13 protein-coding genes are annotated in these 13,124 nt (G+C 59.2%); 6 read left to right on the top strand and 7 right to left on the bottom strand.

The features are described from left to right. The first annotated feature begins 28 nt into the window (after positions 1-28). Positions 29-937 carry a LysR family transcriptional regulator gene (locus tag ACR0L4_RS17490; protein WP_480514383.1) on the top strand — a complete coding sequence of 303 codons (909 nt, stop codon included), beginning with the start codon at positions 29-31 and terminating at the stop codon, positions 935-937. Here the strand turns inward: ACR0L4_RS17490 and ACR0L4_RS17485 are convergent. Continuing rightward, positions 919-1,446 (bottom strand): redoxin domain-containing protein, encoded by a 528-nt coding sequence (locus ACR0L4_RS17485; protein ID WP_480514382.1) that lies wholly within the window; start codon positions 1,444-1,446, stop codon positions 919-921. The two genes, ACR0L4_RS17490 and ACR0L4_RS17485, sit on opposite strands and share 19 nt — an antisense overlap. Before the next feature lie 91 nt (positions 1,447-1,537). Here ACR0L4_RS17485 and leuB point away from each other — a divergent pair, with 91 nt between their 5' ends. Then, complete coding sequence (gene leuB / locus ACR0L4_RS17480) at positions 1,538-2,641, top strand: 3-isopropylmalate dehydrogenase (protein ID WP_480514381.1); 1,104 nt, start codon at positions 1,538-1,540, stop codon at positions 2,639-2,641. Between the two features lie 56 nt (positions 2,642-2,697). Here leuB and ACR0L4_RS17475 read toward each other — a convergent pair whose 3' ends face one another. Next, a complete protein-coding gene (locus ACR0L4_RS17475) occupies positions 2,698-4,884 on the bottom strand; it encodes a transglycosylase domain-containing protein (RefSeq protein WP_480514380.1) in 2,187 nt (728 codons plus the stop codon). Positions 4,885-5,142: 258 nt separating this feature from the next. Between ACR0L4_RS17475 and ACR0L4_RS17470 the strand changes: the two genes are divergently transcribed. Both ACR0L4_RS17470 and ACR0L4_RS17465 read left to right on the top strand, forming a co-directional pair. Continuing rightward, a complete protein-coding gene (locus ACR0L4_RS17470; protein ID WP_170753937.1) occupies positions 5,143-5,481 on the top strand; it encodes a P-II family nitrogen regulator in 339 nt (112 codons plus the stop codon). A 35-nt stretch (positions 5,482-5,516) separates the two neighbouring features. Then, on the top strand, positions 5,517-6,830 hold the full coding sequence (locus ACR0L4_RS17465; protein ID WP_480514379.1) for an ammonium transporter: 1,314 nt from the start codon (positions 5,517-5,519) through the stop codon (positions 6,828-6,830). A gap of 67 nt (positions 6,831-6,897) precedes the next feature. Here the strand turns inward: ACR0L4_RS17465 and ACR0L4_RS17460 are convergent, their stop codons facing one another. Genes ACR0L4_RS17460 through ACR0L4_RS17445 form a run of 4 tightly spaced genes read right to left on the bottom strand, consistent with a single transcriptional unit; the run spans position 6,898 to position 9,844 of the window. Continuing rightward, on the bottom strand, positions 6,898-8,082 hold the full coding sequence (locus ACR0L4_RS17460) for an amino acid aminotransferase (protein WP_480514378.1): 1,185 nt from the start codon (positions 8,080-8,082) through the stop codon (positions 6,898-6,900). After that, a complete protein-coding gene (sseA, locus tag ACR0L4_RS17455) occupies positions 8,082-8,936 on the bottom strand; it encodes a 3-mercaptopyruvate sulfurtransferase (protein WP_480514377.1) in 855 nt (284 codons plus the stop codon). The genes ACR0L4_RS17460 and sseA overlap by 1 nt, the downstream gene beginning before the upstream one ends. 58 nt (positions 8,937-8,994) lie before the next feature. Next, positions 8,995-9,276: a CBU_0592 family membrane protein gene (locus ACR0L4_RS17450; protein ID WP_480514376.1), complete on the bottom strand. Its 282-nt coding sequence runs from the start codon at positions 9,274-9,276 to the stop codon at positions 8,995-8,997. 7 nt (positions 9,277-9,283) lie between these two features. Then, positions 9,284-9,844 (bottom strand): XRE family transcriptional regulator, encoded by a 561-nt coding sequence (locus ACR0L4_RS17445; protein ID WP_170753962.1) that lies wholly within the window; start codon positions 9,842-9,844, stop codon positions 9,284-9,286. A gap of 107 nt (positions 9,845-9,951) precedes the next feature. Here ACR0L4_RS17445 and ilvD point away from each other — a divergent pair, with 107 nt between their 5' ends. Both ilvD and ACR0L4_RS17435 read left to right on the top strand, forming a co-directional pair. Continuing rightward, the gene (gene ilvD, locus ACR0L4_RS17440; RefSeq protein ID WP_480514375.1) at positions 9,952-11,784 is read left to right on the top strand and encodes a dihydroxy-acid dehydratase; all 1,833 of its coding nucleotides are present in this window, start codon (positions 9,952-9,954) and stop codon (positions 11,782-11,784) included. 158 nt (positions 11,785-11,942) lie between these two features. Beyond that, a complete protein-coding gene (locus ACR0L4_RS17435; RefSeq protein ID WP_480514374.1) occupies positions 11,943-12,566 on the top strand; it encodes a hypothetical protein in 624 nt (207 codons plus the stop codon). Between the two features lie 94 nt (positions 12,567-12,660). Here ACR0L4_RS17435 and ACR0L4_RS17430 read toward each other — a convergent pair. After that, the coding region (locus ACR0L4_RS17430) for an IS3 family transposase (RefSeq protein ID WP_480514373.1) at positions 12,661-13,124 on the bottom strand (464 nt) is incomplete at its 5' end.

The following is a 13,124-nucleotide window of genomic DNA, read 5'->3' as shown; positions in this document are numbered from 1 at the left end:
GAATCGTAGATCGTGTATTCATTTTTGAATGGACAAAGCCCTGACTCATGCCGATTGGTCCCTGATCCAGACGTTTCTGGCAGTGGCAGAAACCGGATCGCTTTCAGCTGCAGCCCGACAGCTGGGCCGCAGCCAACCCACCCTGGGCCGTCAGATTCAGACGCTGGAGTCCGAACTGGGCCTGTCGTTGTTTGAACGTCACGCGCGCGGACTGACACCAAGCGATGTGGGCAATCAACTGCTGCCCATGGCCCAAGAGATGCATGCGGCCATGAATGCCATAAGCATGATGGCTGCAGGTCAGTCGCAACAATTGGAGGGCACGGTGCGTATCACGGCGTCCGTTTTTGCCTCGCACCATTTGCTGCCGCCAATTCTGGCGCAAATCCGAAGGCATGAACCGGCCATTCAACTGGAGTTGGTGGCAACGGACACTACCGAGAATCTTTTGTACCGCGAGGCTGATATTGCAGTGCGCATGTACCGCCCTGAGCAGGTGGACCTGATCTCACGGTATCTTGGGGATGTGCAGCTGTGTTTTTGCGCGGCGCGCTCTTATCTGGACCGCGCAGGATGGCCGAAGACTGCCGACGAAGTGTTCGAGCACGATCTGGTCGGCTTTGACGCCAACGAACAGATCATCACCAAGATGCGGTCTCGGGGGTGGCCCGCCAGCAAGGACAGCTTTGCCACAAGGTGCGATCTGCAAAGCGCCTATTGGCAGTTGGTCCGCGCAGGTTGCGGGATCGGGTTCTCTCAGGTTCAGGTGGCCGAGGCTGATCCTGATGTCGAAATCTTGCTGCCCGATGTAGAGGTTCTGGCGCTTCCGGTCTGGCTGGCCGCGCCACAGGCGATGCATCAGACCCCGCGCATTCGCCGGGTCTGGGATTTGTTGGTTCAAGGTCTAAAACCCGGCCTTCAAAGCGCACCGGTGTAAGTGCCGCGCGGCGGGTAGCCGTTGTCCAATGCGTATTTGATGCCGCCATGCATGTCAGCGACCGATGGGCGCGCAAACGGCGTCGACTGCTGCCAGGCAAAGAACAGGGTCCGATCCGGCGCAATGTAAAAATGACCGGGTTCGGCAAAGAACGGGGCCTCGGCTGTGCCGGCGCGGCCTTTCGAGATCAGCAGTTTCCAATCGTTCCGCGCCGCGGCCAGCGGCAGGCTGTGACCCACACGCAGACGCGAGGTGCCGGATTTCGCGACCGTTTCAGCGGCGCGGTCCGCCGTGTCGGTGCTCAACATGATGACTTCGACACCCAGTGCTGCGAAGTCGTCCAGCGCCGCCTCGACGGTGGCCATCTGCTTGATGCAGATCGGGCAGTGCAGACCCCGGTACTGAATCATCAAGGTACCGTTTTCACCTTTGTCGGTCTCCAGATCGAAGGTTCCATGAGCCACTGTTTCGATTTTCAGCCCTGGGACGGGGTTTCCCGGTATCAACATGTGTTTTCCTCGCGATTCTGCCGGATCGTCTCATTGACCCGATGCGGCTCAGACGCTAGGGCCTGAGCTGTGAAACGCAAGGAGATCCTTCATGTCCAACCCCTCGCTCCTCATCCTGCCCGGAGACGGAATTGGCCCCGAAGTCATGGCCGAAGTGCGCAAGATCATCGGCTGGTTTAGCGACAATCGCGGCCTTCACTTTGACGTGAGCGAGGATCTGGTCGGCGGTGCAGCCTATGACGCCCATGGTAAGCCGCTGTCGGACGAAACAATGGCCAAGGCGCAAGAGGCGGACGCGGTTCTGCTGGGCGCGGTGGGCGGCCCCAAATATGACGATCTGGATTTCAGCCTGAAACCCGAACGCGGCCTGCTGCGTCTGCGCAAGGAAATGGACCTGTATTCGAATCTGCGCCCCGCGCAGTGTTTTGATGCGCTGGCCGATTTCTCGTCGCTGAAGAAAGACATCGTTGCCGGTCTCGACATCATGATCGTGCGCGAGCTGACCTCGGGCGTCTATTTCGGTGAGCCGCGCGGTATCTTCGGGGAAGGCAACGAGCGCGTTGGCATCAACACCCAGCGCTACACCGAATCCGAGATCGAACGCGCCGCGCGTTCGGCTTTTGAACTGGCGATGCGCCGCAACAAGAAGGTCTGCTCGATGGAGAAGGCCAATGTGATGGAATCGGGTATCCTGTGGCGCGAAGTTGTGGAACGCGTGGCCAAGGACTATCCCGAAGTCGAGCTGTCGCATATGTATGCCGACAACGGCGCAATGCAGCTGGTGCGCGCACCCAAACAGTTCGACGTGATCATCACCGACAACCTGTTCGGTGACATCCTGTCGGATTGCGCGGCCATGCTGACCGGCTCGCTGGGCATGTTGCCCTCGGCCTCTCTGGGGGCACCGATGGCGAATGGTCGCCCAAAGGCCATGTACGAGCCCGTGCATGGCTCGGCCCCGGACATTGCCGGTGAAGGCAAGGCCAACCCGATTGCCTGTATCCTCAGTTTCGCCATGGCGTTGCGCTACAGCTTTGATCAGGGCGATGAAGCAGACCGCCTGGAAGCCGCAATCGAAAAGGTTCTGGCCGATGGCGTCCGTACGGGCGATCTGCTGGCGGATGAAGGCGTGCAGCCGGTGTCGACCTCGGAAATGGGCGATGCAATTGTCGCGGCTCTGGACGCCAGCGTCTGAGTCATCTTGCTGAATTGCAAAAAGGCGGTGCCCAGTGCGCCGCCTTTTTCTTGACCTCAATTGCCGCCGAAAATGTCGCGGATCAGGTTGTTGATCGCGCGTTCAAAGCCACCACCTTGCTTGCGGCGGGGTTGCGGCTGGGCAACCTGAACCGGCGGATCGGGAACAACCATCGGTAGCGGGGTCGGCGTCATGCCTTCCGTGACGCGCACCATGGTTTCTTTCCAAATCTCTGCGGGCAGTCCGCCTCCTGTTACGCCCGACAGTGGCGTGTTGTCGTCATAGCCCATCCACACACCAGCCACGTAGTCTGCCGTAAATCCGATAAACCACGCGTCCCGCGCCGCCTGTGTCGTCCCGGTCTTTCCCGCCACCTGCCACCCGGGCAGCTTGGCGCGACCCCCTGTTCCTTGTGAGACCACACGCTCCATCATCCACGTCAGTTGTCTGGCGGCATTGTCATTGATCACCCGTTCGCCGATCCCTGTGGTCGTCACCATGACCGGTGTCTCATCGCCCAGCAGTTTCAACTCGGTCAGGCCATAGGGTTCCACGGACGACCCTCCGTTCAGGATGCCCGCATAGGCCCCGGTCATCTCGATCAGGGTGCTTTCCGAAGCGCCCAGTGCCAGCGCCGGGCCTTGCGCCAGATCGCTGGCGATCCCGAACCCGGTGGCGACGGTCCGGACATTCTCAAGCCCAGCCACCTCGGCCACCTTGACGGCGGGAATGTTCAGCGAATCTTTCAGCGCATCTGCCAGCGAGACGCGTCCGTAGTATTTGTTGGTGTAGTTCTTGGGGCACCACTGGCCCGAACCGGGGATGTTTATACAGTAAGGTTCATCCATCACCGTGTCATAGGGGGAATAGCCAAGTTCCAGGGCGGTGGCATAGACGAAGGGTTTGAACGAGGACCCGGTCTGCCGCAGCGCCTGCGTGGCACGGTTGAACGCGCCCGACACGCGGGTTTTGCGCCCGCCGACCATAGCGCGGACCGCCCCGTCGGCAGACATGACAACAATCGCTGCCTGTGCCTTGGATCCTTCCCGCACTTTTTCCTGAAAGATGAATTGCAGGGCCTCTTCTGCCGATTTCTGAATGCGCTGATCCAGCGTGGTACGGATCACCACATCCTCGGTGGTGTTGCGTGTGAAGAACTCCGGCCCGCTGGCCATGACCCAATCGGCAAAGTATCCGCCCGCCCGTGCTGCGGCGGCCTCGGACAGTTTGGCGGGACGGCTGCGGGCTTCACTGGCCTGCGCCGAGCTCAAGTACCCTTGCGCCTCCATCAGCCCAACCACAAGTCGCGCACGATCTTGCGACCGCTGAAGGTTGTTGGTTGGCGCATAGCGCGTCGGAGCTACCAGAAGACCGGCCAGCATCGCCGCCTCGGCCGGCGACACCTCGGCCGCTGATTTGCCGAAATAGCGCTGGCTTGCGGCCTCGAACCCGCGCGCACCGGCACCCAGGAAGGCACGGTTCAGGTAGATCGTCAGGATTTCGTTCTTGGAGTATTTGACCTCCATCGCCAGCGCATAGACCGCCTCTTTGCCCTTGCGCCACAGCGAGCCCTGACGGCAATCCGCCTCATAGGCGGCCTCGGATTCCCATTCGCTGGGATCGTAAGGTACGCCCAGACACAGCAGCTTGGCCGTCTGCTGCGTGATGGTCGAGCCCCCATGGCCCGACAAGGGACCGCGACCCTCGCTCAGGTTGATCCGCACCGCGCTGGCCACGCCGCGTGGGCTGACGCCGAAATGGCGATAGAATCGCTTGTCCTCGGTTGCGACCACCGCGTTCTTGAGGTGGGGCGAGACGGTATCGGCGGTGATCACCCCGCCGAACTGATCCCCGCGCCAAGCATAGACCTTGCCATCGCGGTCCAGCATCGTTACCGACCCGCGCGCGCGACCATCCAGCAAAGCATCGACATCAGGCAGAGAGGTATAGACCACGCCAACCGCCAGCGCGATCAGCATTGCCACAACGGCCCCGACACGCCAGGTCACGCCCCAGACCAGCCGCCAGATCCAGCGGAACAGACGGCGGAATATTCCCCCGCCACTGCCGCCCGCGCGTTTGCGGGTCTTCTTGCGCGCCGTCTTGCGTGTGGTCGTTTTTCGAGCGGTGGATTTCCGGCCCGCCGGTTTCGCAGCCCGCTTGGTCGCCGAAGGTTTACGTCCCTTCGACGAATACCGTTTATCCGCGACCAAAGTCGGTTTGCGGCGCTTGGACTCAGTCATGCTCAAACTCTGCCCGGTTATACTTTTGGCCCACCATACCCCGGCGGCCTGACTATGTAGAGGTCCGATTTTCCGGAATTTTCCCTCTCACAACCGCCTAAATTTTAGACGAATGGTGTGTTGTGTGCAAAAAATGTGCAACTTTGCGACATTTTCAGACAGTTTTCCGCCCCGAAACCGTTTCTTACCGCCCCTGATCACGCTTTTTTCTGCGGGTGCAAACAAACCGGTCCGACCGGGGAAGCAGAGGGGAAAGACGTGAAACTGATCATTGCGACAATCAAGCCGTTCAAGCTCGAGGAAGTGCGCGAAGCACTGACCCAGGCTGGCGTGCGCGGCATGATGGTGACCGAAATCAAGGGCTTCGGCTCGCAATCCGGTCACACGGAAATTTACCGCGGCGCGGAATACGCCGTGAACTTCGTGCCCAAGATCAAACTGGAAATCGTGGTACCTGCCACGATGGCCGACCAGATCGTTGAGACCATCACCACCACAGCCAAAACCGGCAAGATCGGCGACGGCAAGATTTTCGTCCTCGATGTCGAGCAGGCCATGCGCGTGCGGACCGGGGAAACCAACGAGGACGCGCTGTAAGGCGCCGACACTCACACTCAATCCGAGGACTGACAATGAACCTGATGAAATCTCTCATCCCTGCTGCTGCGCTTGTCGTGCTGCCGCAGATGGGTCTGGCGCAAGAGGCCGCCGCCGAAGGCGAAGCCGCGCTGCACACCCAGTACATCTTTACCACCCTGCTGTTCCTGATGGCAGGCTTCCTGGTCTTCTTCATGGCGGCAGGCTTTGCCATGCTGGAAGGCGGTCTGGTGCGGTCCAAGAACGTGGCCATGCAGATGACCAAGAACATCGCGCTGTTTTCCATTGCCGCGATCATGTACTGGCTGGTTGGCTTCAACACGATGTATCCGGGCGACTTCAATGGTTTCTTTGCCATTGGCGGTCCGACCGTGCTTGATCCTGTTGGTGTTGACCCTGCCGAGGCTGCTTTGGACTATGCCTCGATCGGTTCGGACTTCTTCTTCCAGTTGGTCTTTGTGGCTGCAACTGCGTCCATCGTGTCGGGTGCCGTGGCCGAGCGGATCAAGCTGTGGCCCTTCCTGATCTTCGTCGTCGTGCTGACCGGAATCCTGTACCCGATCTCGGGCTCCTGGCAGTGGGGCGGCGGCTGGTTGTCCGAGGCTGGTTTCTCGGATTTCGCTGGCTCGACTGTTGTGCATTCGGTCGGTGGCTGGGCGGCTCTGGCGGGCTGTCTGATCCTGGGCCCGAGGATCGGCAAGTACAAGGACGGTAAAGTTCACCCGATGCCCGGTTCGAACCTGGCGCTGGCAACACTGGGTACCTTCATCCTGTGGCTGGGTTGGTTCGGCTTCAATGGCGGCTCGCAACTGGCAATGGGCACCGTGGGTGACGTCACCGACGTGTCGCGCATCTTCGCCAACACCAACATGGCCGCTGCGGCGGGCGCTGTTGCTGCCCTGATCATGACACAGGTTCTGTACAAAAAGCCTGACCTGACCATGGTTCTGAACGGTGCGCTGGCCGGTCTGGTCTCGATCACTGCCGAGCCTCTGGCCCCGACCCTGTTCGGCGCCCTGTGGATTGGTGCTGTTGGCGGTATCATCGTGGTCTTCGCGGTTCCCATGCTGGACAAGTTCAAGATCGACGACGTCGTCGGTGCCATCCCGGTTCACCTGTTCGCAGGCATCTGGGGCACCATCGCCGTGATCTTCTACGGTGAGGCCAGCCTGGTCACCCAGCTGACCGGTATCATTGCCTACGGTGTCTTCACTTTCGTCGGAGCGCTGATCCTGTGGTCCATCCTGAAAGCGACCCTCGGCATCCGCGTCAGCGAAGAAGACGAGATCAACGGTCTGGACATGGCGGAACTGGGTATGGAAGCTTACCCTGAGTTTTCCAAAGGCTAAACTTTGATCTTGCCAACAAAAAACCCGGGCGTCCGCGCCCGGGTTTTCTTGTTTTGGATTGTGCTTGTTAGACGCCGACGTCGACAATCGCCTTGGCCAGAATTGGAACCGTTGTGGCATTCAAACCAGCGATATTCAGACGGCTGTCGCCGACCATGTAGATGCCGTGATCGTTGCGCAGTTGCTCGACCAGGTCCGGGGCGGCGCCGAGGCGCGAGAACATACCGCGGTGCTGGGCGATAAACCCGAAACGATCTGAGCCGCTGTGGCGCTGCAACTCGTCGGCCAGTTGCTGACGCAGGTCCAACATCGACAGGCGAACCTCTTCCAACTCGGCTTGCCAGTCCGCGCGAAGTTCCGGGTCGGTCAGGATCGTCGTCACGACCCTTGCCCCGTGATCCGGCGGGAAGGAATAGTTCTGGCGGTTCAGGAAGGCCAGCGTGCTCTGGTTCAGCGCGGTTTGGCCAGCATCATCGCTGATCGCCATCAGCAGGCCGGTGCGCTCACGATAGACGCCGAAGTTCTTCGAGCAGGACGCCGCGATCAGGCAGCGCTTGACGGAAGAGGCCACCAGACGGGTCGCTTGTGCGTCTTCCTCAAGACCGTCGCCAAAACCCTGATAGGCAATGTCGATCATCGCCACGAGGCCAAGCTCGTTGATCAGGTTCACGACCTCCTGCCATTGCACCATGTTCAGGTTTGCGCCGGTGGGGTTGTGGCAGCAGCCATGCAGCAGAACCACGTCGCCTGCCTTGGCGGTTTTCAGGTCTTCGATCATGCCGTCGAAATCGACGCCACGGGTCTCGCCGTCGAAATAGCGATAGGCGACCGTTTCCATTCCCAGATAGTTCAGGATCGACAGGTGGTTCGGCCATGTCGGGTTCGACACGAACACGCGGGCCGACGGGTTGGCCATGCGGATCATCTCGAACGCCTGACGGCAAGCACCGGTGCCACCCGGGGTCGCAACGGCGGCAATGTTGGCGCGCGGAACCGAAGTGCCCAGGATCAGGTCGATCATCGCATCGGCATAGGCGGGATCACCGGCCAGACCGGTATAGGCCTTGCTCTCCTGCTCTTCCAGAATGCGCTTTTCGGCGGCCTTGACCGCGCACATCACCGGGGTAACACCTTCGGCATTCTTGTAGACGCCAACACCCAGGTCGATCTTTTGATCGCGCGGGTCTTCGCGGTACATCTGCATCAGCGCCAGAATCTTGTCGGCGGGCTGCGGTTTGAGGTTTTCGAACATCAGGTCTCTCCGGTTGCGACGGGCAGGGTCGGGAAGGCACCCCATTCAGCCCAGGAGCCGTCATAAAGCGCGTGGTCTTTCTTGCCCATGCGTTCAAGCGCAAGGCTGAGAATCGCAGCGGTCACGCCCGACCCGCATGAGGTGATGGCGGGCTTGGACAGATCGACTCCGGCAGCTTCGAACACAGCACGGCACTCATCGGGCGATTTCATGGTGTGGTTCTTGTTCAGCAAGCTGCCAAAGGGCACGCTGCGCGATCCGGGGATGTGACCGGACCGCAGGCCCTCACGCGGCTCAGGGTCCGTGCCCACAAACCGACCCGCCGCGCGTGCGTCGATGACCTCGTGATCGCCCAGCTTGGCGGCGGCAGAGACCTGCGTGACATCGCGCACAAGGTGGTTCTGAACCCGCACGGTCATGTGACGGTCGCGGATCACGGGGGGCAGATCCTCGATCTCGCGCCCTTCGGCCTGCCATTTCGGCAATCCGCCATCCAAAACGGCAATACTTTCCTGCCCCATCAGACGGAACAGCCACCAGACACGCGCAGCCGAGGACAGGCCCGATCCGTCATAGACAACAACCTGATGCCCATCTCCCACGCCCATTGCCCGCATGCGCGACATGAACTTTTCCGCCGGCGGAGCCATGTGCGGCAGGTCAGATCGGTGATCGGATATCTCATCAATATCAAAGAAACGGGCGCCGGGAATATGCGCCGCATCATACTCGGCCTTTGCGTCCCGCCCGTGTTGCGGCAGGTACCATGAGCCATCCAGAATCCGCAGATCCGGGTCCTTGAGGTGATCGGCCAGCCATTCGGTTGAGACGAGGGTTTTAGGGTCGTCCAGCATCAATGCCTCTCCTATGCGCGCACGGATTTCCCTATACGCGGCAGAGTGGGGGTTCAAGCTATTCCGACCCCTTGGACCGGTTGCGCAAGCGGAAAAACTGCCCAATGCCGATCAGACTGATGAAGATCCAGAAGCTTTCGATCAACATCGAGGCCAGATTGAAATTCTGCAGCAGGGAATAGACGATTAGGATCGAGCCGATCAGGTTGACAACCGGAAAGGCCAGATCGTCTGAATTCATCAATCGCATCTGGGTGGCAAAATAGGCGGCAACCACGGCCAGCGCACCCAAGGAGCCGATGGCATCTGCCCAGGTCAGGGTATCAATCAGTTCGGACATGCGACGCTCAAATCTCCGTAGGCGCGGCCATGTGCGCGTAGTGGTGCATATTCAGGAACTGCGCGCCATCGGACCCTGCGCGATATCCATGTGGATGATCCGCCGCAAAGCGCAGACCCTGACCGGCGTGCAGCGGCACCCAGTCCCCATTGCGCAGGATCTCAAGCGCGCCGCTGAGAACAAACACCTCTTCCGTGACGCCAACCGCGTGAGGCGGCGATTCATGGCTCTGGTTCGGGGCAAGCTGGACATGAAACGTCTCGGCGCCCAGTGCGGGATCAAAGGGAAAGACGATTTTGACCTCGATGCTGCCAGGAAAGGTAACTGTCTGAAACACCCCTGAATTTGCCGGGTCACGCAGCGCCGCCGAGCCAATCAAAGCGCTGAGCGGCAGGCGAAACCCTTTGGCGATTTTCCAAAGTGTGGCAATGGTCGGGCTCGATTCGCCGCGCTCAATCTGACCAAGCATGGCTTTGCTGACACCGGTCAACTCGGCCGCTTTGGACAGGCTCAGCCCCGAGGCTGTCCTGACTTCGCGTAGTTTCAGCGTGATCTCGTCCGGTGCCATAATCCCGTCTTTCGAATCCTCTTGTGCGTTATAGCGCACATGTGGTACGTGCGCTATAACGCACAATCTCGACGTTATACAACCCGAGACAAAAGGGAAACAGCATCATGCCATTGTACCGATCCAGAACCTCTACCCATGGCCGCAATATGGCCGGTGCCCGTGGCCTGTGGCGCGCGACCGGGATGCAGGATGACGATTTCGGCAAGCCGATCATCGCCATCGTCAACTCGTTCACGCAATTCGTGCCGGGCCATGTCCACCTGAAGGATCTGGGCCAGATGGTCGCGCGTGAAGTTGAGGCCGCAGGCGGCGTCGCCAAGGAATTCAACACCATCGCGGTGGATGACGGTATCGCCATGGGCCATGACGGGATGCTGTATTCGCTGCCCTCGCGCGAGGTGATCGCGGATTCGGTCGAATACATGGTCAACGCCCATTGCGCCGATGCGATGGTGTGTATCTCGAACTGCGACAAGATCACACCGGGTATGCTGATGGCCGCGATGCGGCTGAACGTCCCGGCGATCTTTGTCTCGGGCGGACCGATGGAGGCGGGCAAGATCGACATCGCCGATCTGGACGCCAAAAAGATCGATCTGGTGGACGCAATGGTCGCCGCCGCGGATGACCGCTTCACCGATGAACAGGTTCAGCATATCGAGGAAAACGCCTGCCCGACCTGCGGGTCATGCTCGGGCATGTTCACCGCAAACTCGATGAACTGCCTGGCCGAGGCGCTGGGTCTGGCGCTGCCGGGCAATGGCTCGACCCTGGCCACGCATGCGGATCGCAAGAACCTGTTCCTTGAGGCCGGTCGCCGGATTGTCGAAATCACCAAGCGCCACTATGAGCTGGACGAGACAGGTTTCCTGCCGCGTGAGATCGCAACCTTTGATGCGTTTGAAAACGCGATGAGCCTGGATATCGCCATGGGCGGGTCGACAAACACGGTTCTGCATTTGCTGGCGATTGCCAGTGAGGGTGGGGTCGATTTCACCATGTCCGATATGGATCGGCTTAGCCGCAAGGTGCCCTGCCTTTGCAAAGTCGCGCCCAATACCGAGAATGTGCATATGGAAGACGTGCACCGCGCCGGTGGTATCTTCTCGATTCTGGGTGAACTCAGCCGCGCCGGTCTGTTCCACGAACATTGCAGCACCGTTCATACGCCAACCATGGGTGAAGCGATTGCCAATTGGGACATCAAGGTTGCCAACAACCCTTCGGCACAAGAGCTGTTCAAGGCAGCCCCCGGTGGCGTGCGCACCACACAGGCCTTCAGCCAGTCGAACCGGTACAAGGAACTGGACACCGACCGCAAAGGCGGTGTGATCCGGTCCAAGGAACATGCGTTCAGTCAGGATGGTGGTCTGGCGGTTCTGTTCGGCAATATCGCGCGCGACGGGTGCATCGTGAAAACGGCGGGCGTGGATGCCAGTAGCCTGACCTTCACCGGCTCGGCCTATGTCTGCGAAAGCCAGGATCAAGCCGTCAGCGACATCCTGACCGGCAAGGTAAAGGAAGGCGACGTTGTGGTCATCCGCTACGAGGGCCCGCGTGGTGGGCCGGGGATGCAGGAGATGCTGTATCCGACCTCGTATCTGAAATCCAAAGGTCTTGGCAAAGCCTGTGCGCTGCTGACCGATGGGCGGTTCTCGGGCGGTACGTCCGGCCTGTCCATCGGCCACGTCTCACCCGAGGCGGCCGAGGGCGGTGTCATCGGCCTGGTGCGTCAGGGCGACACGATTGAGATCGACATCCCCAACCGCTCGATCCATCTGGCCGTGTCGGATGAGGAACTTGCTGTACGGCGGGCAGAGCAGGACGAAAAAGGGTGGGAACCGGCGAAGCCACGCAAGCGCAAGGTTTCTACTGCTTTGAAGGCCTATGCCAAGCTGACCACCAGCGCAGCCAAAGGGGCCGTGCGTCAGGTTTGAGTTAGAAACCGCTCAACAAAAAACGGTCCACCCATCCGGTGGGCTGTTTTTTTTCTGTTGTGCGGACAAAAGCGTTCAAGGTTAACACAATTCTGGCGGAATGTTCTGTATCAATACAATGCAGTTCAGCGCAGGCAGCGAGATAGTGGGAATCCGCAATGTACAAGTTACTCTATTTATTCTTGATGATGTTTTACGCTTCATCAGCTTCGGCGCAATCAGTGGTGGGTTCCTTCGAAAAAGACGGAATGCAAATCTCGCTGCTCTTCGATGGCCGCTGGGGCGTAGTTGAAGAGAGTGAAGTTGAATGCGGAGATATGCCTCATATCTACGTTTGTATTGAGCAAGCAAATCTGTTTACGGAAAGAGAAGAACTCGCACCAATAGACGTTGACCTAAGAGGACATTCATTTGCGGATTCCGGTGTCTTTGCTGGGCGAACTTGGGGCGGAAATTCGAGCAACCTTATTGAAATTGCAAGAGGTTTTGCTAGTGACTTGTCTTCAGCATACAAAGTTCCAACCGACCGAGTTAGACTACTTTCAACTGAATCTGGAACAATCGGTAATCACCAGTTTTTTCGTTACGAATTTCTCACCAATTTAGAACATGGTCCGCTATGGTCTACCGTAACTCGAATAAAAAATGGTAGCCGAACTGCGGACGTTGGGACACATGTATTCGGAGAGATGTGGACAACGAGCCCTGAGATGTTTGTTGTTCGAAAGGACTTTCACAACCGCGTGATGGAAAACTTGCCATTGGATTGGGTGAATGGGTGAAGCGCAGCAAAAGCATACTTTCAGCCCGGATACCTTACCAACTAGTGAAAGACCCAAGTGCTCTAGATTGGTAGCTAAGTCGTCTTGCCCCGTTTCAGTGGACGGTTTCAAAAGATCCGGCTGACCGCTCCTCGAAGTCAGCCGGGCTTACGTTGCCAAGATACCCATGGCGACGTTTTCGATTGTAGAACACCTCAATGTACTCGAACAGATCGGCGCGTGCCTCGTCTCTGGTACGGTAGCGTACACGGTTCACGCGTTCGCGTTTGAGAACGCCGAAGAAGCTTTCGACGACAGCGTTGTCATAGCAATTCGCAGCCGCACTCATGCTGCATTCGATGCCATGCCGGACGAGTTCCTCTCGGAAATCGTCACTGGTGTACTGGGCGCCGCGATCGGAGTGATGAATGAGATGTCCGTCCGGTCGGCGCGCCTCGATGGCCGTGCGCAAGGCGCCAATCACCAGATGCCGGCCCATCCGCTGGCTCATTGACCAGCCCACAATCCGGCGAGAGAAAAGATCCATTACAACCGCGAGGTAGAGCCAGCCCTGCTTTG

The organism is Ruegeria sp. AB5 (genome assembly GCF_056542645.1).
Note: the sequence above shows the minus strand (reverse complement) of the source record. Positions and strands in the feature narration are given on the sequence as shown.